The sequence below is a fragment of the Klebsiella sp. YJ genome (genome assembly GCF_002108615.1).
In the GTDB taxonomy this organism is placed as follows: Bacteria; Pseudomonadota; Gammaproteobacteria; order Enterobacterales; family Enterobacteriaceae; genus Klebsiella; species Klebsiella planticola.
This window is the reverse complement of record NZ_MTEG01000004.1, coordinates 25325-49486: the sequence shown is the minus strand read 5'-3', so window position 1 is coordinate 49486 and position 24162 is coordinate 25325. Positions and strand designations below refer to the sequence as shown.

General features: G+C 52.0%; 23 protein-coding genes. 14 read left to right on the top strand and 9 right to left on the bottom strand.

The features are described from left to right. Positions 1-383: 383 nt before the first annotated feature. Positions 384-1832 (top strand): NADP-dependent succinate-semialdehyde dehydrogenase, encoded by a 1449-nt coding sequence (gene gabD / locus BV390_RS04390; RefSeq protein ID WP_064793344.1) that lies wholly within the window; start codon positions 384-386, stop codon positions 1830-1832. 66 nt (positions 1833-1898) lie between these two features. Here gabD and BV390_RS31415 read toward each other — a convergent pair whose 3' ends face one another. Beyond that, positions 1899-2264 carry a hypothetical protein gene (locus BV390_RS31415; protein ID WP_032696601.1) on the bottom strand — a complete coding sequence of 122 codons (366 nt, stop codon included), beginning with the start codon at positions 2262-2264 and terminating at the stop codon, positions 1899-1901. A gap of 506 nt (positions 2265-2770) precedes the next feature. Between BV390_RS31415 and BV390_RS04380 the strand changes: the two genes are divergently transcribed. The 12 genes from BV390_RS04380 to BV390_RS04325 are packed head-to-tail and all read left to right on the top strand — an operon-like array spanning position 2771 to position 16345. After that, positions 2771-4174 carry an undecaprenyl-phosphate glucose phosphotransferase gene (locus tag BV390_RS04380; protein ID WP_032700741.1) on the top strand — a complete coding sequence of 468 codons (1404 nt, stop codon included), beginning with the start codon at positions 2771-2773 and terminating at the stop codon, positions 4172-4174. Then, positions 4164-5450 carry an outer membrane beta-barrel protein gene (locus tag BV390_RS04375; RefSeq protein WP_085396642.1) on the top strand — a complete coding sequence of 429 codons (1287 nt, stop codon included), beginning with the start codon at positions 4164-4166 and terminating at the stop codon, positions 5448-5450. Before BV390_RS04380 ends, BV390_RS04375 begins: the two co-directional genes overlap by 11 nt. Further along, the gene (locus tag BV390_RS04370) at positions 5447-6001 is read left to right on the top strand and encodes a polysaccharide biosynthesis/export family protein (protein WP_032700743.1); all 555 of its coding nucleotides are present in this window, start codon (positions 5447-5449) and stop codon (positions 5999-6001) included. Before BV390_RS04375 ends, BV390_RS04370 begins: the two co-directional genes overlap by 4 nt. Before the next feature lies 1 nt (position 6002). Then, positions 6003-8099: a GumC family protein gene (locus BV390_RS04365; RefSeq protein WP_085396641.1), complete on the top strand. Its 2097-nt coding sequence runs from the start codon at positions 6003-6005 to the stop codon at positions 8097-8099. Next, the gene (locus tag BV390_RS04360) at positions 8096-9277 is read left to right on the top strand and encodes a lipopolysaccharide biosynthesis protein (protein ID WP_085396640.1); all 1182 of its coding nucleotides are present in this window, start codon (positions 8096-8098) and stop codon (positions 9275-9277) included. Before BV390_RS04365 ends, BV390_RS04360 begins: the two co-directional genes overlap by 4 nt. 26 nt (positions 9278-9303) lie before the next feature. Further along, complete coding sequence (locus BV390_RS04355; protein ID WP_032700745.1) at positions 9304-10677, top strand: hypothetical protein; 1374 nt, start codon at positions 9304-9306, stop codon at positions 10675-10677. 1 nt (position 10678) lies between these two features. Continuing rightward, entirely contained in the window at positions 10679-11704 is a 1026-nt protein-coding gene (locus tag BV390_RS04350; protein WP_085396639.1) for a glycosyltransferase family 2 protein, read from the top strand. Continuing rightward, positions 11685-12899 (top strand): glycosyltransferase family 4 protein, encoded by a 1215-nt coding sequence (locus BV390_RS04345; protein ID WP_032689362.1) that lies wholly within the window; start codon positions 11685-11687, stop codon positions 12897-12899. Before BV390_RS04350 ends, BV390_RS04345 begins: the two co-directional genes overlap by 20 nt. Next, on the top strand, positions 12896-14008 hold the full coding sequence (locus tag BV390_RS04340; protein WP_032689363.1) for a glycosyltransferase family 4 protein: 1113 nt from the start codon (positions 12896-12898) through the stop codon (positions 14006-14008). Before BV390_RS04345 ends, BV390_RS04340 begins: the two co-directional genes overlap by 4 nt. Beyond that, positions 14008-14415, top strand: coding sequence for a hypothetical protein (locus BV390_RS04335; RefSeq protein WP_032700748.1), 408 nt, complete (start codon positions 14008-14010; stop codon positions 14413-14415). The genes BV390_RS04340 and BV390_RS04335 overlap by 1 nt, the downstream gene beginning before the upstream one ends. Before the next feature lie 2 nt (positions 14416-14417). Continuing rightward, positions 14418-15836, top strand: a complete 1419-nt coding sequence (locus tag BV390_RS04330) for a DUF4832 domain-containing protein (protein WP_085396638.1) — start codon at positions 14418-14420, stop codon at positions 15834-15836. 2 nt (positions 15837-15838) lie between these two features. Next, positions 15839-16345: a serine acetyltransferase gene (locus BV390_RS04325; RefSeq protein WP_032700750.1), complete on the top strand. Its 507-nt coding sequence runs from the start codon at positions 15839-15841 to the stop codon at positions 16343-16345. Positions 16346-16435: 90 nt separating this feature from the next. Here BV390_RS04325 and crl read toward each other — a convergent pair whose 3' ends face one another. The 3 genes from crl to gpt all read right to left on the bottom strand — a co-directional run bounded on the left by crl (position 16436) and on the right by gpt (position 18702). Beyond that, the gene (gene crl / locus BV390_RS04320) at positions 16436-16834 is read right to left on the bottom strand and encodes a sigma factor-binding protein Crl (RefSeq protein WP_032689367.1); all 399 of its coding nucleotides are present in this window, start codon (positions 16832-16834) and stop codon (positions 16436-16438) included. 57 nt (positions 16835-16891) lie between these two features. After that, positions 16892-18136 carry an esterase FrsA gene (gene frsA / locus BV390_RS04315; RefSeq protein WP_032689368.1) on the bottom strand — a complete coding sequence of 415 codons (1245 nt, stop codon included), beginning with the start codon at positions 18134-18136 and terminating at the stop codon, positions 16892-16894. 107 nt (positions 18137-18243) lie between these two features. Beyond that, a complete protein-coding gene (gpt, locus tag BV390_RS04310; protein WP_004858267.1) occupies positions 18244-18702 on the bottom strand; it encodes a xanthine phosphoribosyltransferase in 459 nt (152 codons plus the stop codon). A 257-nt stretch (positions 18703-18959) separates the two neighbouring features. On the opposite strand from gpt, the gene pepD reads away from it, so the two are divergent. Then, entirely contained in the window at positions 18960-20417 is a 1458-nt protein-coding gene (gene pepD, locus BV390_RS04305; protein ID WP_032689369.1) for a cytosol nonspecific dipeptidase, read from the top strand. Between the two features lie 40 nt (positions 20418-20457). Here the strand turns inward: pepD and BV390_RS04300 are convergent, their stop codons facing one another. The 5 genes from BV390_RS04300 to nqrE all read right to left on the bottom strand — a co-directional run bounded on the left by BV390_RS04300 (position 20458) and on the right by nqrE (position 24158). Beyond that, complete coding sequence (locus BV390_RS04300; protein ID WP_046853060.1) at positions 20458-20913, bottom strand: GNAT family N-acetyltransferase; 456 nt, start codon at positions 20911-20913, stop codon at positions 20458-20460. A 2-nt stretch (positions 20914-20915) separates the two neighbouring features. Further along, on the bottom strand, positions 20916-21971 hold the full coding sequence (gene dinB / locus BV390_RS04295) for a DNA polymerase IV (RefSeq protein ID WP_032696605.1): 1056 nt from the start codon (positions 21969-21971) through the stop codon (positions 20916-20918). Positions 21972-22108: 137 nt separating this feature from the next. Continuing rightward, entirely contained in the window at positions 22109-22324 is a 216-nt protein-coding gene (nqrM, locus tag BV390_RS04290; RefSeq protein WP_032689392.1) for a (Na+)-NQR maturation NqrM, read from the bottom strand. Between the two features lie 2 nt (positions 22325-22326). Further along, positions 22327-23550 (bottom strand): NADH:ubiquinone reductase (Na(+)-transporting) subunit F, encoded by a 1224-nt coding sequence (gene nqrF / locus BV390_RS04285; protein WP_032696606.1) that lies wholly within the window; start codon positions 23548-23550, stop codon positions 22327-22329. 11 nt (positions 23551-23561) lie between these two features. Then, on the bottom strand, positions 23562-24158 hold the full coding sequence (nqrE, locus tag BV390_RS04280; RefSeq protein WP_032689372.1) for an NADH:ubiquinone reductase (Na(+)-transporting) subunit E: 597 nt from the start codon (positions 24156-24158) through the stop codon (positions 23562-23564). Between the last annotated feature and the right edge of the window lie 4 nt (positions 24159-24162).

Here is a 24162-nt window from a genome sequence, read left to right as displayed (position 1 = left end):
TAACGTTTTAGTGTAACGTTACAGACCGTATTCGCCTCGCCAGATAAAAGCAAGTTGCTTCCCCCCGTCATCGTGCATGATGTGTGAATTTTGTGGCAGGCGTCGCGAATTCAGGCTCAGGTTTACATCGTGAAAACGCCCTCATCGCTGTTTAGTCACTGTTTAGTCGCTGCTGTCATCTGACTCTGGCGACTACACTAAACAAACACAGGCGTGCCTGGCTGGCGTACAAGAAGAGGGCCGAAAGAGTCTTTACCGGGCATAACGCGGATTCGCACCATAGCCGTTGCTAAACGTGAAGGCCATCGCAAACGCCGCTTTTGATTCTCCGCTACGCTGGAGTACGCCATTCACTCGTTAACGTTCTGAGACAGGAAATAACCATGCAACTGAATGACCTAACCTTGTTCCGCCAGCAGGCATTTATCAATGGTGAGTGGCGTGATGCCCTCAGCAGCGATGTCATTACGGTGACCAACCCGGCGAACGGAGAGGTGCTGGGCTCAGTACCTAAAATGGGCGCAGAAGAGACGCACGACGCGATCCAGGCCGCCCATCGCGCCCTTCCCGCCTGGCGACAGCTCACGGCGAAAGAGCGCGCCGCGATCCTGCGCCGCTGGTTCGATCTGATGATGGCAAACCAGGACGATCTGGCCCGGCTGATGACCCTGGAGCAGGGCAAACCGCTGACAGAGGCAAAAGGCGAGATTAGCTACGCCGCTTCATTTATCGAATGGTTTGCCGAAGAGGGAAAACGCATTTATGGCGATACCATTCCCGGTCATCAGGCCGATAAGCGCCTGATCGTGATTAAACAGCCGATTGGCGTTACCGCTGCGATCACGCCGTGGAATTTCCCGGCGGCGATGATCACCCGTAAAGCCGGCCCGGCGTTAGCGGCCGGCTGCACAATGGTTCTCAAACCCGCCAGCCAGACCCCTTTTTCCGCGCTGGCGCTGGCCGAACTGGCCAGACGCGCCGGGATCCCTGACGGCGTATTTAACGTGGTGACCGGTTCCGCCAGCGCGGTGGGTAATGAACTGACCGGCAACCCGCTGGTGCGTAAGCTGTCGTTTACCGGCTCCACGGAAATCGGCCGCCAGCTGATGGCACAGTGTGCTCAGGACATCAAAAAAGTTTCGCTTGAGCTAGGCGGTAACGCGCCGTTTATCGTGTTTGATGATGCCGATCTGGATAAAGCGGTAGAAGGCGCCATGGCGTCGAAGTTTCGTAACGCCGGGCAGACCTGCGTCTGCGCCAATCGCCTGTACGTGCAGGACGGGGTGTATGCGCGCTTTGCCGAAAAACTGCAGCAGGCGGTGGAGCAGCTGCACCTCGGCGATGGCCTACAGCCGGGCGTCACAACCGGACCGTTGATTGATGAGAAAGCGATTGCCAAAGTGCAAGAGCATATTGCCGATGCCGTCGGAAAAGGCGCCCGGGTCATCACCGGCGGGAAGGTGGCTTCCCTCGGCGGCAACTTCTTTCAGCCGACTATTCTGGTCGATGTTCCCGACGGCGCCAAAGTAGCGAAAGAAGAGACGTTCGGCCCGTTGGCTCCCCTGTTCCGCTTCACAGATGAAGCGGATGTCATCCGCCAGGCCAACGATACCGAATTTGGTCTCGCCGCCTACTTCTATGCCCGTGATTTAAGCCGCGTTTTCCGCGTCGGCGAAGCGCTGGAGTATGGGATTGTGGGCATCAACACCGGGCTGATTTCCAACGAAGTCGCCCCGTTTGGCGGCGTGAAGGCTTCCGGTCTGGGTCGCGAGGGCTCGAAGTATGGTATTGAAGACTATTTAGAAATCAAATACATGTGTATTGGCCTTTAATCCACGTCCGTTCCTGGCAACGGAGTCCCGATGGGGTAACCCTTCGGGCTCCGTTTGCGCCGCCGGTTACTCGCTTTTCTTATAGCGCGGTAGCTCAACAACCGGGTAGGAATAGGTCTCCTGTACAATACAGCGGTCAGGTGTCGCCATCCCGGAATAGAAGAAATAATAGGCCTCGCTGTCCGGGAAAAAGACCAGATCATCGCCATTTTGAAAACGCGTCACGCGAAACGGGACATTGCCTGTGGTTTGCGCCTGTCTGATTCCGGAAGCAACCTGGAAGTGATCGCCCCATTTCATCGTCGACAGCTTGTAATGGAATTTTGAGATCGTCACGCTTTTGCGTAACGAGCAGGACAATTTCACTGCAGTACCCGCAAATGCCGGAGAAAGAAACAGGCTTACCAGACTCATTAGTAATATAATTTTCATAAATATCTTTAGTTTACAGATCCATGTGGTGACGGTAACACGGATAGCCTGTTCAGGCATTCTCGCGGAGCACATTTTCTCGGGACAGCGCGCTTCTAAGAACAATCCTGTCTCTTTTCTTTTGTTGATCTTTTTGCTGCAATAACGGGCAGCACGCCTCTGATGCTGCGGTTTCCACCAGCCTGGGTAAACCAGTCCCCCGGACACAATACGTCATCGAAATAACACTGTTATTATTAGCACCCAATTATTTCCATTATGGAATGATAAAACAGACAACATGTTTATAAATAACGCTGATAGTGAAATATATTTACATTTAATTCACAGCATTTTTTTCAAAACAAATTTCAATTTAAATACGCATCTATTCGACATGATATGAACTATAAGCTATAATGATAAGGGCTGATCATTCATTAATTATATGAATGATTATCGAATATCAGTCACTAATTTAAAGCATGTATTATTTTGTTTAATTAACTCTATTAAACGAGAAAAAAATGGCAGATAGCAAAATAAAAATTTACAACGTCCGCTATAGCAAGTTGATGAAGCTTCTGGATTTTTTTACAGTCAACGCTCTGATATTTATTTATCTAAAGTATTTTTACACCGAACCATCAACTGCCTCTGCCCTTCTCGGCGTTATCTACTCGTTAATATTCATCCACGGTAATGAGTATTTCCGTCTTTACGCAAGTCAGTTCAGAGAAAATTTACTCAGGAAATCGGTGAGTCTGTTTCTGAGCGTTTGCTTAAGCAGTCTTCTCTCGTTCATATTTTTTGTCCTCTCCGAGATACTGTTGAATAAACACTCAACGGAAAATACCCTCCTTCTGGCCAAAGCCCTTAGCCAATGTTCAATTATTATCTTTAGCAGCGTACTGGTCGTCCGGTTAATTATCAGATGTTTTTTCAACCGCAAAAAACTCCATGTAGCGATCCTGGGAATTACCCCTGCCGGGCTGGCAATTGAACAAGCTCTGTTGCATGAGTTTTCAAAGAAAAGCATCGAAATCAGCTACTTTGAGGATCGGAATATTCAGCGCGATAGTCGGTTCATCAACATTGAGCAAAAGGGCAACTCACGCGATTTACTTGCGCTGGCGAAGGCGGATAAGGTTGATGAAATCTACATTGCCCTACCCATGGTCGCTCAACAGCGCATCCGTCAGTTCCTTAACGAATTTTCCGATACCACCGTTGATGTGTTTCTGGTTCCGGATCTGTTTTCATATAGCTCGCATATCTCACAGCTGCGTATGTTTGGCAATATTCAGACAATCAGTATCTTTACGTCACCTTTTGATGGTGATGGCGCGCTGCTAAAACGCATCGAAGATATCATTCTCGGTACATTTTTCACCCTGCTCAGCTTACCGGCAATGCTACTCATCGCCATCGGAATCAAGTTAACATCACCCGGGCCGGTTTTATTTAAGCAAAACCGTTATGGCCTGAACGGTAAACAGATTCAGGTCTGGAAATTCCGCACGATGCGGGTTATGGAAAACAATGCCGTGGTTAAGCAGGCCACCCGGGGAGATCCGCGCGTTACCCGTTTTGGCGCATTTTTACGCAGAACCTCACTCGATGAACTGCCGCAATTTATCAATGTCCTGCAAGGAAGAATGTCGATTGTCGGCCCCCGTCCTCATGCGGTTGCTCATAATGAGGAATATCGTGTTCTGGTCGATAACTATATGATTCGCCATAAAGTGAAGCCGGGAATCACCGGACTGGCGCAAATCAGTGGCTTCCGGGGCGAAACGGACACCCTGGATAAAATGGAGAAACGCATTCACTACGATCTGGAATATATCCAGTCATGGTCGTTATTTCTCGATCTGAAAATTATCTTCCTGACCTTTTTCCGAGGGTTTGTGGGGAAAAATGCGTTCTAGGCTCATCTTTCTGGCCGGTCTGCTGTATCTCCCGTACGGATATGCTGACCTACAAGCAAAACCGCATACGGGCGTCGCTGGCATCGATTTCGAGAGCCAGATAGGCTATGACGTCGGTTACAATGATAACGTGACCTGGCAGCGCGCAGACCACAATAAGATTGCCTCAGGTTATCAGAATATCAAACCGATCTTGAAAGCTATTGGCCAGCGTTATGAAGATCGCTATCTACTGATGTACTCGGGGGATTATCGCAACTACACCAGAGATAGCGCAGACAACCGCAGTAACCATTTTTTCATGTTCAATGGCAGCTGGCGCTATGGGAAAATGCACGGTCTGTCGTTGGATCTTGATGAAACATACGGTCATGAAGAGCGCGGACTGGATACCACGCTGGGCTTTTTACCGGAACAGTTTAAAGAGTTTGGCATCAATAAACCGCTCAGTACGCGTTTTTTCAATAGCGAATTACGCTACAGCTACGGTGCTCCGGAGGGACGCGGTAAGGCAGAACTGGCGCTGCTCCATAAACAGCTCCGCTTTCGCGATCTCTCTGACATTCAAGCTGCCGATGCTGACTTTTATTACTATATGCACGATCAGGAATGGCATGAGAACAGCCTGATTGCTGAGATTTTTGACCAGAAAGCCAAAACGTTGCGCTATCGCTACAGTTTTATCACCAACCAACGTCGCTATGAACTTAATCCTTTAAAAGATACCAACGAATACTATCTGCTGGTCGGTATGAAAAACCGCCTTTCCGGTAAAACTGAGGTAAATGGCAACGTCGCCTGGTTGTACAAAGATTTTATCCATAACCCTGATTCACAGGGATTTAACGGCCTGAACTGGGATATTAATGCCGACTGGAAGCCACTCGAGCAGATTAAGCTGAACCTGCACAGTTCACAACGCATTAAGGACCCTTCTGACTCCGGTGGCTATATCCTGGTCTCTAATTTCGGTCTCGGTTATGAACATCACTGGCTGGTGGATCGTTTTTCAACCCTGGTAGATTATTCTTACATCACCGAAGACTATAAACATCAATCGAATGGGCGAAAAGACCAGTCAAATCTTTTGTCGCTTACCTTTAATTATGACTATCGTCCATCCATTAATTTTAAGCTGAAGCTGCAATGGAACACGATGCATTCCAATAAAGATACGGATGTCTTTTATATTGGCCCGAACTACGACCATGCCGTCGAGCGCACGCTGGGCTACAACGATTCGGCAATTATTTTTATGACGCAGGTACAGATATGATCCTAACTAGCAGGAAACTGGCAGTGATTCCTCTTCTGGCATGGCTGCTGACAGGCTGCTCGACACCGCCACAAACGGTCAAAAACCCGCCGGATGCCGTCTATCATTTGGATCAAGGGGATGAAGTCAACATTACCGTCTCAGGTGAACAGGATCTGACAATGCGCGTTAAAATCGATAGCAGCGGCAACATTGCGTATCCCTACATTGGCTCCCTGATGCTGAAGGGTAAAACACCAGAACAGGTTAGTCAGGAGATAGCCGACAAGCTGCGCGGCAGTTATCTGCAGGCGCCAATGGTGACCGTCAGCATTGCTGAATACCGTAAGATCTACCTGTTAGGAGAAGTCAAGAAACCCGACGGCTATGCCTGGGAGCCCGGTCTAACAGCTGAAAAAGCCATTGCGCTGGCCGGTGGATTCACCGATCGCGCCGACCGCCAGGATATCCGCATTCGCCAGGTACGCAGCGGTAAGCTGCTGGAGAATGTCGCCGCCGACTCCGCCGTTCAGGCCGGAGATACCATTATTATTGGAATGAGCTTCTTCTGATATGGCAATTTCATTAGTAGAAAATGGAAAGAAGAAAGAAGGTGTTATCGACTTTACACCCTATTTCAACAAAATTAAGCACAAGCTTATCTGGTGCCTGCTGGTGGTTATCCTGGCGGGAGCGGCGGCCTTTATCCTGACGCGTTTTATGTCATCCAGCTATACGGCGACGGCGACGGTGCTGTTTAAAGCTCAGGCCCAGGATGTGACACCGTTACCGCGGCTAGAAAACTATGATTCTACCCGTAGCGATTACTACGAAACAAAGTATGCGTTAATGAAGTCGCGGGTTGTTCTTGAATCCGCGATCAAAAACCTGAAGCTCGACCAGGATGAGGAATTTAATGGCGGTAACAACCTCGACGACGCGACAAAATTGAACAACGCCATCCGCGCCTTGCAAAAAGGGATCACCATTTCTGGCGTGAGGACCACCCAGTTGGTGTCGGTTTCTATGGAAGCCAAATCGGCTGAGAAAGCAGCGCTCATCGCTAACGGCGTTGCCCAGGCATTCATCGACTACAGTCTGCTGCTGAAGCAGAAATCGTTACTCCAGGCCCAGGGCTGGAACGAAAAAATGATGGATGACCTGAAAAACAAGATGACGCAGCAAAAAGCTGACATCGATGATTTCCTGAAACAGAACGGATTATTAACGTTTCGAAGTATGGACGGTTATGAAACCGAGCAGCTCGGTATCACCATTAACCATCTTGCCGACGCCACCCAGCGTCGCCTTAAGGCGCAAACAATCTGGGATAAAGTCCGCCGCCAGCAGGGAAAAACGCCGGAAGAGATCATTTCACTGCCGGATATCTCTGGCCACCCGCAAATTCAGGATTTGCGAATTGCGTTAACCCAGACGCGTCGTAACCTCTCGGAAGCGGCAAAACACTATGGTCCCGATCATCCAAAATATCGTCAGGCTCAGGCGCAGCTGCAGGTGGTCAACAGCCAGATAGGGCAGGTTCTCGGCGAGTTGTTAAACGGTTTACGCCAGCAGTACCAGATTGCGCTGGATGATGAGCAACGTTATCAGCAGATGCTCAATGCACAGAAAGGTAACTTCCAGGAACTGGCGGCGAAACGCGATAAGTACAACACCATGACCACGGAGCTGAACAAAACCGAAGAGCTGTATAAGTCGTTGTATCAGCGCGCCAATGAGCAAAAGTTATCCGAACAATTCTCCGTTGCGGATGAAGTTATTTACGATGCCGCCGTTCCGCCAGATTTACCGTCGAAACCGAACCGCGGCTTACTGATTGTCATGGTAGCCATGATGGCGCTGGCGGTGTATGTCATGTACCTGATAGTCAGCACCGCACTGGATAAAACGGTGAACAGCATCAGCGAACTGAAAACCAAAGCCATGCTTGATGCCAGCGGTGAATTCCCGCGGCTGCCTCATCTGGACAGTGCGCAGGCAACGTTCCGCGACGTGGTGTACGCCGACATGATCCACAGTCTGCGCCTGGCGCTGCTGAACAAACTCGATCGCCCGGGCACCATTCTGATCACGGCCGTTCGTTCACCATCGGGCAGTAGCCTCATTGCCGAACTGCTGGCCTGGTCCAACAGTAAAGCCCACAAAACCCTGCTGATTGATCTGGACTACCTCACGAATACGGGATTATCAGCCCGATGGCCGCAGCATAAAGACGGTTTTAGTCAGTATCTTAACGGGCGATGCCAGTTGGAACAGGCGGTGATTGCGTTGGGGGAAAACCTTGATGTAATGCCACGCGGCGAGCTCAGCGACTCCTCTTTATTACTACTGTCGTCCGGGAAGCTCCCTGCCCTCCTGAAATCATTGCAGCAGACGTACCACACGCTGATCCTCGATATGCCATCGCTGAGCCAGGCTCAGGACAGCCTGCTGCTGGCCCCGCATGTCGATGTGGTGCTGTTGGTGGTCAAAGCTGCTGAACAGGCGGGGCGAATCCGGGATGCTGACAGTCGACTGCGTGCAGCGGGAAGCCTGCAGGTAGCCAGTATGCTCAACCAGGTGACAGAAGAAAATCTGCAAACTCAGGAAGGTCGACGCCTGCCTGAACGCGGTATGCGCGAACTTATCTCACCGAAGCAGAGCCTATGAATTTAATAAAAAGCATTTCATCCATCGCGAGCTCTTCCGTCTTGTCACAACTGATCGGTGCATTTTCTGTCTGGCTGATCTCCCATCGCTACGGCATGGCCGAAGTGGGGCATTACGCGATGATTTACAGTAACGTGCTGATTGGCGCGCAGGTCTGTACCTTTGCTTCGCAGTTGCTAATCCCCCGCCAGGAAGATTATGAGCTCGGGCAAAATGTGGTGTTTTGCCTGCTGCAAAGCCTTATCATGGCAATTCCGTGGGCGGTCATCACCGGGCTGATTTTTGAGCTAAATATCGCCTTTCTCTATCTGATGACGTTTGGCTATGCGCTGGTCTTGATTGCGGAAAACCTCTCGCTGAGAGGCGGAAATTATCAGTTTTTGACCTTTCAGCGTATCGCAGTCTCGCTGGTAGTGGCGATCGCACTGCTGATCATGCCCAATACCACCTTGTTCTATCTGGCGTGGATGGTGGGAATTCTGCTGCTCCTGGGCGCCTGCCTGCTACGTTTGTTCAACTTCAGAACGCTGACGCTGGCGCACTTTTCTCCCACCATGAATGGTCGCTTTCTTCGCGAACACTGGCAGCATGTCAGCCGGGTTGGCAGCGCTGAAGTACTGGCCATGGCCAGCAACAACCTGCCAACCATGCTGATTAACGTCTGGTTTTCACCGCTGGTTGCCGGCTATTTTTCCGTTGTCAGCCGCTTCTGCCTGTCGCCGGTCATGATCATTGGTAATGCGGTACGTAACTCTATCTTCTCCAAATGGTCGATGGATTTTCGCAACAATACCTTTAATTATCATGAATATAAAAAGGTTCGTTTATTACTGATGGCTGCGGCGATGGTCTGCATCATGGGGATCTGGATTTTCTATCCTCTGGTCATGCGCCTGGGCTTCAGCCAGGAATGGCTCAACTCCATCCCGACATCACGCTACATGCTGCCCTATCTGTTTGCCGCCCTGGCCGTCAGTCCATTGACCGTCATTGAGCTGATTTTTGGCTCAAAACGTTACTTCCTGCGCATCCAGCTGGAACAGCTGCTGATCATCGGCGTGGCATTTGTCGTGATGCCAAAAATGGGCATTGGTTATGACATTTCGTTGCTGGCCTTTTCGTTGCTCACCAGCGTACGCTACCTGTTCATCCTGCTAAAAATGAACGCCCGGGCGTAGAAACTCTCATTGCAGGAGCAGAAGGCATGCAGCTGAATACCGGTCGTTATCTGGAAGCATTCGCCCTGATGACCATCGTCTTCTGCGGGACCGTGCAGTATTTCACCGGTATTGTAGCGGTACTGTGGATACCGTTTTTTATGGTGCTGATCATGGTTGTGCTGCTGATGATGCAGAGCAATCCGCAGCCTCTGAGGCTCAGCACACGTGAAAAGCTGGTACTTGTCCTCTATCTGACATTTATTATCCTGAGCCTTTCCTCGACAGTTTTGCAATCCGGAGTCGTGACCACTGTCGTTGGTTTTAAGAACGAGCTGGCGCTGTCGCTGGTCATGTTTTGCATGTTGCTCGGTATGTTCCGTGAATCTCAACTGTACCGCTTAATTCAGTTATTTTACTGGCTGTTTTACATACAGTTTCCGATTGCTATCTATCAGGTTCTGTTTGTAGTGCCACAGCGGGTTGCCATACGCGGGGAAGATGAAAAGTGGGATTCAGTTGTCGGTACCTTCGGCGGCGATCCGATGGGCGGTGGGAATACCGCGGCTATGGGGATGTTTTGCCTGCTGATCATGTTGTTAAAAGTGTCTGAATTTAAGCACGGCATTTGCTCCTTTAAATCCATGTCCATACATATCGTGCTGGCTTTTGTACTCTGTATCATTGGTGAAGTTAAATTCGTTATTCTGCTCTCCCCTTTCCTGCTGGTCTTGCTTTGGATCATGCCAGGCTATGTCAGCGGTGTCAGTAAAGTCAGCCTGCGTTCGCTGCTCATTATTGCCGCAGGAATGGTGGTATTAATTTTTTCTGCCATTACCATTCTTGCCGCCAACTATTCCGCCGCATTTGGCGGCGATCCGACAAAAAGCGCATTCTCCGTGTTTATCGACTCTCTCGGTTATATTTTTGACACCAACTACATCATGGATAGCGGTGAACTGGGGCGCTTTACCACTATTTTCTTTTGGCTTCAGCACAATGAACTTTTCGGCCCCGGCGGAATGCTGTTCGGTTATGGCCTGAATGCCACCAACAGCGGGAGTACCGTATCGCCTGGCTATATTGGCGCCTGGTTCCACTTAATTCTCGACTCCACGGCGTTGAGTATGCTGCTTTGGGAAGTCGGCATTATTGGCGTCGTGATTTTTATTGCCATGATAACCTCGATTCTTATCTCAATGCGGCCAAAAGAGACATTTTCGCGATACGACCTGAAGCGGGAAGATTTACAGCTTCTCAGTTCAGCACCGGCATTTTATGTCTTTACTATCGGCTGTTTACTTAGCCTTCCCTATAGCCAGATCCTGATGATCATTCCCATGCTACAGTTCTTATTATGGCTGGCCCTTGGGGCGCTGATTATCATCCACCGCTCTGTTCGTTTGAATTCCGGTATCTAATATGAATAAAACTCCTTCCATTACCGTCAGCATTAAGACTCTGAATGAAGCTCAGGGGATTGAAAAAACGATCGACAGCGTGCGCAAGCAATTACAGCCTTATCCTCACCAGGTCATCGTCGCTGATAGCCTCTCCACGGATAACACCCGTGAACTGGCGGTGGCGAAAGATGCGATGGTTGTCTGTCTGGATAACGCCAAAGACCGCTGCTGCGGTATTGGCCACCAGCTGGGCTGGCTCTTCAGCGAAGGGGATTATCTGCTGCTGCTGGATGGTGACATGGAACTGGAACCTGGCTTCCTTGACACGGCGATCGCTTTTCTTGAGGCCCATCCGGAATACGCGGGCGTGGCCGGGAGCGTAGAAATGGACGATGCTTCCAATTATGAATTCAAATCACGTAAGCAGCGTCTGCATCTTATATATCCCCTGGGCGACACGGACCATCTGGGCGGCGGCGGTCTTTATCGTCGCTCCGCCATAGAAAAAATTGGCTATCTGACAAACCTCAATCTGCATGGCTATGAAGAGGCGGAATTAGGCATTCGTTTACAGGCGGCAGGTTATAAACTGCATCGTCTTTCCGTCCCCTATTTCAGCCATGCCTCTTACACCATGCCCACGTTTAAGATGCTCGCCTATCGCTGGAAAAATGGTTTTTTATGGGCTCCAGGCGAGTTATTGCGCAACTGCTGGGGAAAACCCCATTTCCCGGCAGCGTTTAGGATTGTACGCAATGAGCTGATATTTACTGTATATCTGCTCGTCTTATTCATCTGCCTTCTTTCTTTGAACCTCAAACTGATCGCTATCGCTATCCTCCCTCTGCTGGCATTTATTGCCCTTAAAGCGCTCAAGAATCGCTCTCTGAGAGATGGAGTACAAAGCGTCATCAACTTATCGCTTTTTTCTGCGGGCCTGCTGCGCGGCGTCATTAATTCAACCAAAGATCCGATGAAACGACCGGCGGTGACCGTTACCAATCCAAAGCATATCAAGACAGAAAATGAAAATATTATTCGTTAATAAGTTCTTCTTTATTAAAGGAGGAGCGGAAACCGTATTCTTCCAGGAACGGGATGCCATGCTGCAATCTGGTTTTCAGGTTATTGATTTCAGTATGAAACATACCGAGAACAAGCCTTCGCCCTGGGAGCCGTTTTTCGTACATAACGTAGATTATCATGGTAGTCATGGTCTGCTGGGGAAGATAAAAGCCGGTATCGACTTTATTTATAATGCTGATGCATGTGAAAAGCTCAATACCTTGTTGCTCCAGGAGCAGCCGGATATTGTTCACTTCCACAATATTTATCATCAGCTCACGCCAGCGCTCATTGGCATCGCCAAACGCTTTGGCTGCAAAACCGTATTAACCGCGCACGATTATAAGATTGTCTGCCCCTCCTACACGATGTTGCGTGATGGTCACGTTTGCGATGACTGTATTACTGGCTCAGTAATGAATGCCTTCCGTCATCGCTGTCAGCAAGGTGATACTGGTAAAAGTCTGCTGCTCTCTCTGGAAGCCTACTGGCAGAAATTTGCCAAAAACTACGCCATGCTCGATTCCATCGTCGCGCCGAGTGAATTTATGCGCCAGACTCTGCTGCGAAAATTACCCAACGCGCGGATTGACGTCATCGTCAACGGAATCGATGCCAGCGCGACCATCCCGGGTGATACCGCAGGAGATTATTTCCTCTATATTGGCCGTCTGAGCCGGGAAAAAGGCGTCGCCACCCTGGCACAAGCACAGCAGAAAATGCAGCAAAAGATGCCGCTCAAAATCATCGGTGATGGCCCATTAAATGCCGATCTGCGTTCACGGTTCACCGGCCCGGAATTCCTCGGTTATATGCGCCACGGAGAGGCCCTCAACGACTTGATACGCGGCGCCAGGGCAGTGATTGTCCCTTCTGAATACTATGAAAACTGCTCGATGTCTGTCCTGGAAGCGATGGCCTTCGGTCGGCCTGTCGTTGGCGGTAACATCGGCGGGATTCCTGAACAGATCCGTAATGGTGTTGACGGCTATCTGTTTGAACCCGGAAACGCCGATGCGCTAGCGCAGATGATGGACGATCTGGCGGCCAACCCGCAGAAAGCCCGTGAAATGGGGAGCAATGCTCGCCAACGTTTGCAGGATAAATACGATCTTGCCCACCATATGCAGGTGCTACGAGCGCTCTACCAGCAGCTCGTGGGGGAACAACAATGAAGCTCAAAGTGACGGTTCTTGGAACCCGCGGAATTCCTGACGTTCAGGGTGGCGTAGAAACACATTGCCAGAATTTATATCCGGAAATTTATCAGCAGAGTCATGCTGATATTTGTGTTATTGCCCGTTCGCCCTACGTGAATTATCGCCATAGTGAATACAAAGGCGTTCGTCTGAAAAGCCTGTGGGCGCCGAAGAGCCGGAAATTCGAGGCAATTATTCATTCGACGCTGGCAGCTTTCAGCACCCTGTTTGATGGTTCAAATGTGGTCCACGTCCACGCCGTTGGCCCAGGACTGGTTGTTCCCCTGCTGCGTCTGCTGGGCAAACGCGTCGTTTTTACCCATCACGGCCCGGATTACGATCGCCAGAAATGGGGAAAAATGGCCAAAGAGATGTTACGCCTGGGAGAAAAGTGGGCCGTTAAATATGCCAACGAGGTTATCGTTATCTCGGAAGTGATCAACAATCTGATCAAGAGCAAACATGGCCGTAGCAACGCTAACGTGATTTACAATGGCGTACGTCAGCAGGCGTTGCCTTCGCCGGAGTCTCTGGCTGCGACGTTGGATAAATACGCATTGAAAACAGGTCAGTATATTGTGGCCGTTGCCCGCTTCGTTGAGGAAAAAGGCCTCCATGATCTGATAGCCGCCCACGAAGCCGCACAGTGCCAGGTTCCTCTGGTGCTGATCGGTGACGCAGATCATCCTGATGAATACAGCCAGCGGCTGAAAGCACAGGCGGCGGCAAATCCGAATGTAATCATGACCGGTTTTATCAGCGGCGAGCCTCTGCATACGTTATTTTCGCAAGCCGGGCTGTTTGTCCTGCCTTCGTACCATGAGGGTCTGCCGATTGCGCTACTGGAAGCGATGTCGTGGTCCTTACCGGTGGTGGTCAGCGACATTCCGGCAAACCTGGAAATAGGTCTGCCATCCGATGTTTATTTCCCGGTCGGCAACGTTACAGCTCTGGCGCAAAAACTGCAGGCCTGGAGCGTTACTGACGCCGTTGATTATAGCCTGTTGATGCCGAAGTATCGCTGGCCAGAAATTGCTGCTGAAACCACCCGAGTGTATCAGCGCTTGACCGACAGGAATGAATAGTGGAGAAACCGACATCCGAACTGGTAGTAGATCGTTTCTATGCCTCGCTCGATGCGGAGGTAGAAGCCTCGTTGACCCCGGAACAAAAACGCGGAATTGAGCAGGCGCTAGTCAGAGCCACGCTCTCTTCTCGCCACCGTATTGATTTTCGCCGCAGCTTTCCTTTTCTCCATCGACGTTACTTTGTGGTGTTTTTGTTTGGCCGCGATCTGCGCAAAATTTCACGGGACAGTACCCTCGGGCGTATTTTTTCGACGTTGGCGATCTCCATCGCTCTGTTGATATGTATTTTGTCGGTGCTGCTGATGCTGTATATGTTCAAGTCCGCGTTAGGTATCGACCTCTTTAAGAACTTCCATGTCGGTATCTGGACATGGTTTGTCAACCTCCATGATAAAGTGAACTAACGATGGCCGTAACTTCCCCTCGCGCGATAGCTCTCCTGGCGGCGCTTTTACTCTCAGGTGGAGTCACCTCTTTGCCCGTGCAAGCTGAACGGATCTCGGTCTCTCTTCCTGCCTTCAACGGCATATTGACCAATCCCGGTATGGGCGTAGCCAGCTTTCATGATGGCTATGGGCAAAAACCGACGCCAGCGGAGTATCCTGAAACCGGCTTTGAATACGATCGCTTTTACTGGAACGAACTGGAGCCACAGGAAGGGATCTATCACTTTGATCTCATTGACCATGCGTTCGCCGTCGCGGCATACCATCAACCGGCTATGAACGTCGGCCTGCGCTTTATGGTGCTGGATGAACCACAGTCAGGTTCTAAAATACCCGACTGGCTAATTGCAAAAGGCATAAAAGGCCAGTGGGTCGCCAACGGCAAAACGTTTGTGCCGGACCTCAGCGATCCCGTCTTTGTCGCCTACGTGCAGAAGCTGCTAAACGCACTGGGCGCCCGCTATGATGGCAATCCTGAACTGGCGTTCGTCGATATTGGTATCGTGGGTTCATGGGGAGAGTGGCATAATTCCAATTTTACCGACGTGCAGCCTTTACTGGAAAAATATACGCCGGAACAGCTCAATCGCTACGTGGATATGCACTTCTCCAGCTTTCCCAAAACGCCCAAAATTATGCTCATCAGCGGCGGTGGTTCCCTGGCCTATGCAAGCCAAAAAGGCGCAGGATGGCGCGCAGACTGCTGGGGGGACTGGCATAACTTTACGCCCGAATGGAGCCATATGCGCGATGACTATCCCCAGCGTCTGGCGGCAGCTCAGGCCGCATATTCTGGATTGCAAACCCGCTGGCAACAGGCACCGGTAAGTCTGGAGATTTGCGGCTATATGCACGAATGGCAAAGCGTGCAGCACTACACTCGCGAAGAGGTTCAGGCAACCTTTGACTGGGCTTTACAACAACATGCCAGTACGTTGAATCTGAAATCCCGCCCGGTCCCCGAGGAATACCGCGATATCGTCGATCGGGCGCTATTGCGCATCGGCTATCGTTTCCGCGTGAGCCAGCTTCAGCTGGAGAGCTCTGTACCACCGGGCCTGCCCCTGACCGTGGATGCCACGTGGTACAATGACGGCGTGGCGCCGGTTTATCTCCCCTATCAGGTGCAATGGCGAGTCGTTAATGCCCTGGGGGAGGTCGTTGCCCGGAAAACAACCCAGGACGATATCCGCCAATGGCTGCCCGGCAGCTATCAGAGCCAGTTCACCCTTGCACTGCCTGCAACCCTGACCTCCGGGAAATACCAGCTGGAGGTGGCTTTAACCAACGAGCAGGGTACACCACGCATTCGCCTCGCCAACGAAGGTGGAAATGCCGAGGGATGGTATCCGATGGCTTCATTTAACATTAAGGAATAACTATGTTTGAATCCATTCGACAGGTTGGAGAGGAAATCAAGCACGCCGGCGGAATGAAAGCTAAAATCGCCCTCCTGCTTTATCGTCTTGCAACGTTATTTCGCAGCCGCAATCCGATTTGGAAACTGTGTGCTCTCCCGTTTGTGATCCTGAATAAGATCATTAACGAATGTCTATTTTGCGTCGAAATTCCCTGGCAAGCACGTATAGGATACGGATTAAAACTCTTTCATCCACACTGCATCGTAATTAACCGGGACACGGTCATTGGCAGCAACTGTACTTTGCGTCAGGGGGTCACGATCGGGAGCGTCGCTGATAGCAACGGGCAGGAAAGCATCAGCCCACTCATCGGTAACAATGTTGAATTCGGTGCGCATGCGGTTGTGATTGGCCCGGTTACGCTGGGTGATAATGTCAAAGTGGGCGCCGGAACCGTTGTGACCAAAGATCTGCCTGACGGCGCGATTGTCGTAGGCCAGCCGTATCGTATTTTAAAAACAGACTAAACCATCGCGCTGTCCCGCCCGATGACTGATAAAAAAATCCACGCGCTCTGGCGTGGATTTTTTTAGACTGAATCTGACAGACGTGGGACATCAGGCCCGCAGTCTGAGCGGCTCGCTAAAGTCATCGGCGGGTTCCAGCTTCAGACTGAATGTCGCCAGCAATGCCTTAGCCCGGTCGTGGAAATCACGCAGCGTTTTCTCAAGTTTCTCGCTGACTTCCGGATCGTCGATAGCCACCGGTCGCCAGACCCCTTCTTTATCGAACAGGCCAAACTGATAGCTGTAAGTGAAGCGTGATGTCTGTGCTTCCATCTCCATCCACCATCCCCAGAACTCTCGTTTTTCCGGGGCGGGTTTTACATTGACGCAAACTGCCAGGCAATCGAAAAAGAAGCGATTGTCTTCACACTGCTCTTCGCGAATATAAGGGCCAAGAGCCGTGAATTTCTTAATCAGCTTACTCTTGAGGTGTCCACTCGGTAACGTCATTGCGATCTCCTTTAGTGATGCAACTGTTTTACCAAATCAATAAAATTTAGCAATATATTAACTAAATCTATGATTGATCCAGCGGGCAATCTGGCGCAATGCGCGATCGAAATTGTGATAAACGGGCTTAAATGGAATCTCAAGCAGCTTGCCATCGGCGGATGACGAGGTAATTAAGCGCGATTCCTCTTCCGGGCTGAACGGATCGTTTTTCCAGAAGCCGGAAAGCATCGGCGTCGGACAGCGACGGCCCAGAAGCCCCTGGGTTTTTAATGAGTAGCGGTTCAGCTCGATGCGCAATGCTTCATCAGACGCATCGTGCATGCCCAACCGCGATGCCAGAACGTCGAGATACATTTCCGGAACCCGGCCCTGGTGCAGCGGATCCACCAGCAGGTTATGCACCACCGGGCCAAGGCAGGCCACGGCTTTTAAGCGCTGCGGCTCCAGATAGCCCAGACGGACGGCGACATTCGCCCCAAAACGGAAACCGAACGCTGCGACCCGGGTATGATCGACCCACGGAACATTCGTCAGGTGCCGCAACGCATGCTGATGCAGCAGGCTGGTATCCTGGGTCAGTTTCCATTTTGACGAGAAGCCTATCGAAGGCATATCCAGCGTCAGCATAGCGATCCCCAGCGGCGCAAAGTAGTTCTCATACAGGCTGTAGTAGTCCGTCTGCAGCGCATCCAGCCCGCCGCACATCAGAACCACCGGGAACGGACCTTCGCTTTTCGGCATATGTAAAAAGCCGGTCACCGGCGCGCCGCCGGGCACAGGAAACTCCAGCTCGCGCAGCTCGCCCGGCAGGCGAAGCGCGGCCTCTTCATAGGCCCGATTAGCCAGCGCCTGCGCCTGTTCCGCCAGCTCGTCACCTTTAATATGCGGATAGGCGGCAATGCTATAGAGATTGGACGCATGCAGCCAGTGACGCCCGCTGCTCAGCGGATCGGCTTCCTGCCCGGCCTTTTGCTGCCAGATCATCGCCTGTTTGGCCCATTCGAAAATCCAGTTGCCACCACGATAGCCCACCACGGTGTCATAAAGCTCCGGATCCGTACGCTCAGCATCGCTCATCACAATGCGCGCCTGCACATCCAGGATCTCCTGTGGCGCCACGCCACGCCAGATCCACATCAGACGGTTAATCAAGCGATACCAGTGATCGACATTGCTCCCGTCAAGCGCAGAGTGGATCGGCTGTTGCGAACCCGACGCAAACCGACGCACCAGCGTAGACGTCTCTGGATGTTTGAATCGAGGTTTAAACAGTGTTTCGCTAAGGTTAGCTTGTGACATGTGCAGCCTCCATCGTGTTGCCACTCCGGACTATTGTAACCTGCATACGGGCAAAAAAAACCACGCCCGGCATAACCGGGCGTGGTAAATAGCACTCACCTTGTAAATTAACGACCTGAGATCGGCGGTACGAACACCACGCCCATGTCCCACGGTTGTTCAATCCAGGTATCCTGCGGAATATCAACAACATAATCATCAACCAGCGGACGACCAGCCGGTTTAGCAAAAATGGTAACGAAGTGTGCTTTTGGGTACATTTCGCGAATAGCGACGGCGGTACCGCCGGTATCGACCAGGTCATCGATCACGATGAAACCTTCACCATCCCCTTCAGCGCGTTTCAGGACGGTCAGCTCGCGCTGGTTATCGTGGTCGTAGCTGGAAATGCAAACGGTATCAACATGACGAATACCCAGTTCACGCGCCAGTAATGCACCCGGTACCAGACCACCGCGGCTTACGGCAATAATGCCTTTCCATTGTTCAGAAGGCATCAGACGATTGGCCAGTTTGCGGGCGTGAATCTGCAACATGTCCCAGGTGACGACGTATTTTTCGCTCATGTGAAGTGTCCCAGCCTGTGTTATACGGCTTAAATGATGTTCGAGGGGGAAAATGGTTGCGCGAGATTATAGAGATCTGACGCACTAAAAACCAGTGTTAAGCGGCCATCCCAGCGCTTTTTGCGTTGTTTACACTACCAGTCGGCGTGGAAAGTGGTATTCTCAACCCCACCGCGCAAGCCTGCGCCTGTTGTATTTTTTATTGCTAACCCTCGACCTGTAAAAGACTTTTGCAGGCGATCGTAAGGAGACTCATCGTGTCTGAACTGTCTCAATTATCCCCGCAGCCGCTATGGGATATTTTTGCCAAAATCTGCTCCATTCCCCATCCGTCCTATCACGAAGAACAACTCGCTGAACACATCATGGGCTGGGCAAAAGAAAAAGGCTTACACGCAGAACGCGATCAGGTTGGCAACATTCTGATTCGTAAGGCCGCCACGGCCGGTATGGAAAACCGTAAACCGGTTGTTCTGCAGGCGCACCTTGATATGGTGCCGCAGAAAAACAACGACACCGTTCATGACTTCACCAAAGATCCGATTCAGCCGTATATCGATGGCGAGTGGGTCAAAGCGCGCGGCACCACCCTGGGCGCGGATAACGGTATCGGTATGGCTTCTGCGCTGGCAGTGCTGGCTGATGACAACGTCGTACATGGCCCGCTGGAAGTGCTGCTGACCATGACCGAAGAAGCCGGCATGGACGGCGCATTTGGTCTTCAGGCTAACTGGCTGCAGGCCGATATTCTGATCAATACCGACTCCGAAGAAGAGGGCGAAATCTATATGGGTTGCGCCGGCGGTATCGACTTTACCTCAAACCTGGCCTTAACCCGCGAAGCGGTTCCGGCAGGTTTCCAGAGCTTTAAGCTGACCTTAAAAGGGCTGAAAGGCGGTCACTCCGGCGGCGAAATTCACGTCGGCCTGGGGAATGCCAACAAGCTGCTGGCCCGCTTCCTCGCAGGTCATGCGCAAGAGCTGGACCTGCGTCTGGTGGATTTCAACGGCGGCACCCTGCGTAACGCCATTCCGCGTGAAGCGTTCGCCACCGTCGCCGTCGCGGCCGACAAGGTCGATGCTCTGAAAGCGCAGGTCGCCACCTATCAGGACATCCTGAAAAACGAACTGGCGGCAAAAGAGAAGAACCTGGTGCTGCTGCTGGATGCCGCCGCCAATGACAAAGCGGCCCTGACGGCGCAATCCCGTGACGGCTTTGTGCGTCTGCTTAACGCTACGCCAAACGGTGTTATTCGTAACTCCGACGTGGCAAAAGGCGTTGTAGAGACCTCTTTGAACGTCGGCGTCGTGACCATGACCGATGACAATGTCCAGATCCACTGTCTGATTCGTTCGTTGATCGACAGCGGCAAAGATTACGTAGTCAGCATGCTGGATTCGCTGGGTAAACTGGCGGGCGCGAAAACCGAAGCCAAAGGCGCATACCCGGGCTGGCAGCCGGACGCGAACTCGCCGGTGATGCATCTGGTGCGTGAAACCTATCAGCGTCTGTTCAACAAGACGCCGAACATCCAGATTATTCACGCCGGCCTGGAATGCGGTCTGTTCAAAAAACCGTACCCGAATATGGATATGGTCTCCATCGGGCCAACCATTACCGGCCCGCACTCTCCGGATGAGCAGGTGCATATCGAAAGCGTGGGTCAATACTGGACGCTGCTGACGGAACTGCTGAAAGCGATTCCGGCGAAGTAAGTTACGGCAATAAACGGTCCGGATAACGGCGCGTGGCGCCTTATCCGGGCCGTCTCATCTTCTCCATCCGATAATTAATAAACGTCTCGCCGCGCACCGCCACCTGCTGTTCTTCCTCGCCCCTGAAACCATGCCGTGCAAAAAACGGTTTTGCCGTAATGCTCGCGTCGACCGTCAAGGAGCCATGCGGCATCTGCGCAAACAGTTCCTGGAGCAGCGCGCTGGCAATGCCTCGACGGCCATACTCCGGCGCCACAAACAGGAGATCGATATAGCGGTCCACGGCGCTGATAAACCCTACTGGAAGCGGGTCAATGACCGCGACCAACACCCGAGAATCCCTCATTTTGTGTCGCCAGCGGGCCTCGTCTATCTGCGCCCAGGCGGCTATCTGGCGGGGGGAATAATCATGGCTGGCGGTCTCTTGTACCGCGCGCAGAAAAATGGCGCCCAGCGCAGTAAAATCATCGTCGCGATAAGGTCTGATCTTCAGCATCGTTATAACCCCAGTACCAGCTGCCGCTCCAGTTGAGGATCAAGCAGCGTTACATGCAGCCCGACCAGCCGCACTCCGCGACCGCCCCGCCGCTCGTGCCAGGCTTTATAGGCGGTGGAAAGCAAATCCTCTTTATTCAGACGCGGCCAGACGTGTTCCTGAGTGGTCAGCTGGAAATCATTGAATTTCAGCTTTACCCCCTGACGAGCAATCAGAAGGTCCGGCTTGACCTTCAGCACCCGCCGTTCCAGCTCCTGATAGAGGTTCTCAATGATGCTCTCACAGGCAGACCACTCGTGGATATCCTCCACCAGCGTACGTTCAACGCCCACCGATTTACGCTGTCGGGTGTTGTTGATCTCCCGCTCATCGATTCCCTGGCTACGCTCCCACAGGATACGACCAAACTTACCAAAACGGCGGAGCAGCATCGCCAGGTCGCTTTTCTGCACATCTTCGCAGGTACGTAGCCCCATGCCTTCCAGCTTTGCGGCTGAGACTTTCCCCACGCCGGGGATCTTCGCCAGCGGCAGGGTGCGGACAAACTCCGCGACCTGATGCGGCGCAATCACAAACTGACCGTTGGGTTTATTCATATCGGAAGCAATTTTCGCCAGAAATTTTACCGGCGCGATACCGGCGGAGGCGGTCAGTTGAAGCTCGTGAAAAATGGTCTGGCGAATCTCTTCCGCGATCAGCGTGGCAGAGCCCTGGCAGTGAACGCTATCGCTGACGTCGAGATACGCCTCATCCAACGACAGCGGTTCAATCAACGACGTGTAGCGAGAGAAGATTTCCCGGATATGGGACGAGGCCTCTTTATAGGCATCAAAGCGGCCGGGTAACAGGGTTAAATGCGGGCAAAGCTTGAGGGCCATCGCGGTCGGCATCGCGCTGCGCACGCCAAATTGGCGCGCCGGATAGTTGGCCGTGCTGATCACCCCCCGCTGTACCCGGCTACCGCCAATGGCAATGGGAATATCACGCAGGGCTGGATTATCCCGCATTTCCACGGCGGCAAAAAAGCAGTCCATATCGACATGGATAATTTTGCGCATACTCAGCCCTCAACGATCACTGGTTAAGTATACAGTAATAATACAAGGAATGAGAAGTGGGGTTTGTAGGCCTGATAAGCTTACGCCATCAGGCCATAATGCGCCGGCGGCGCAAGCTTGCCGGGCCTACGGAGAGATCAGAGGATCCGATTTTGCTGGCGCTGCGCTTCGCGCGCGATGCGCTTTTTACGCGCATCGCACGGCTCCGGGCAGTCGCAGACCTTCTCAAGCCCCAGCGATGAGATACCGCCGCAGCTGCCCTGGAGACTTTTGCGCTTTATCAGATATCCTAAAGACATCCCCAGAATCACCAGCGCGAAAATGACGAAGGTTGCCACAAACACCGTCAACATCATTAACCTCCAAAGTCATCCAGCATGATGTTGTCATCCTCAACGCCAAGATCTTTTAGCATCTTGATCACTGCGGCATTCATCACCGGCGGCCCACACATATAAAACTCGCAGTCCTCCGGCGCCGGATGATCGCGCAGGTAGTTTTCATACAGCACATTGTGAATAAAGCCGGTGTGGCCGTTCCAGTTATCTTCCGGCAGCGGATCGGAAAGCGCCACGTGGAAGGTAAAGTTCGGATTTTCACGCGCCAGCTGCTCAAACTCATCGTCATAGAACATTTCACGCAGCGAACGCGCGCCGTACCAGAAGCTGATTTTGCGCTTGCTGTGCAACCGTTTAAGCTGGTCGAAAATATGCGAACGCATTGGCGCCATGCCGGCGCCACCGCCAATAAAGACCATCTCTGCATCCGTCTCTTTAGCGAAGAACTCACCAAACGGCCCGGAAATCGTCACCTTATCACCGGCTTTCAGCGACCAGATATACGAAGACATGATCCCCGGCGGCGCGTCCGGCACTTTCGGCGGCGGCGTCGCGATACGCACGTTGAGCATAATGATGCCCTTCTCATCCGGATAGTTCGCCATCGAGTAGGCGCGCAGCGTCGGCTCTTTAACGTCGGAAACATAGCGGAACAGATTAAATTTATCCCAGTCCGCGCGGTACTCGTCCGGCACGTCAAAATCGGCATATGCCACTTTATGCGACGGACATTCAATCTGAATATAGCCGCCCGCGCGGAACGGCACGCTTTCGCCTTCCGGGATGGCCAGCTTCAGCTCTTTAATGAAAGTCGCTTTGTTATCATTAGAGATAACTTCACACTCCCATTTTTTGACGCCAAAAATCTCCTCTGGCAGCGCGATCTTCATGTTTTGCTTCACGGCAACCTGGCAGGCCAGACGGCAGCCCTCTTTCGCCTCGCGTTTGGTGATATGGGAAAGTTCGGTAGGCAGGATATCTCCGCCCCCCTCCTTGACCGTCACCCGGCACTGGCCGCAGGAACCGCCGCCTCCGCAGGCAGAAGAGATAAAGATCCCGTTGCTGGACAGCGTATTCAGCAGCTTATCGCCCGCCGGCGTGCGAATCTGTTTATCCGCTTCATTATTGATTTCAATAACCACATCACCGGCGTTGACCAGCTTCGAGCGCGCCGCCAGGATTAACCCCGACAGCACCAGCACGATCAGCGTGAACATCACGACGCCAAGAATAATTTCCATACTTTCCGCCCTTATAGCTGCACACCGGAGAATGACATAAAGCCCAGCGCCATCAGACCTGTGGTAATAAAGGTGATCCCTAACCCGCGCAGACCCGCGGGCACATTTGCGTATTTCATTTTTTCGCGGATGCCCGCCATCGCCACTATCGCCAGCATCCAGCCGATGCCGGAGCCGAAGCCATACACGATGGATTCCGGGAAGTTATAGTCGCGCTGCACCATAAAGGAGACGCCGCCAAAAATGGCGCAGTTCACGGCAATCAGCGGCAGGAAGATCCCCAGCGCGTTGTACAGCGACGGGAAATACTTATCGAGGATCATCTCCAGAATCTGCACCAGCGCGGCGATCACCCCGATAAAGGTGATGAAGTTGAGGAAGCTCAGATCGACACCTTCCACCAGCGCACCGTCACGCAGTACGAGGTTGTAAATCAGGTTGTTCACCGGCACGGAAATGCCGAGCACCACCGTCACCGCCACGCCAAGACCGAACGCCGTGGAGACTTTCTTCGACACAGCAAGAAACGTACACATGCCGAGGAAGAAGGCCAGCGCCATGTTTTCAACAAACACCGCGCGGACAAAAAGACTGAGGTAATGAGCCATAATC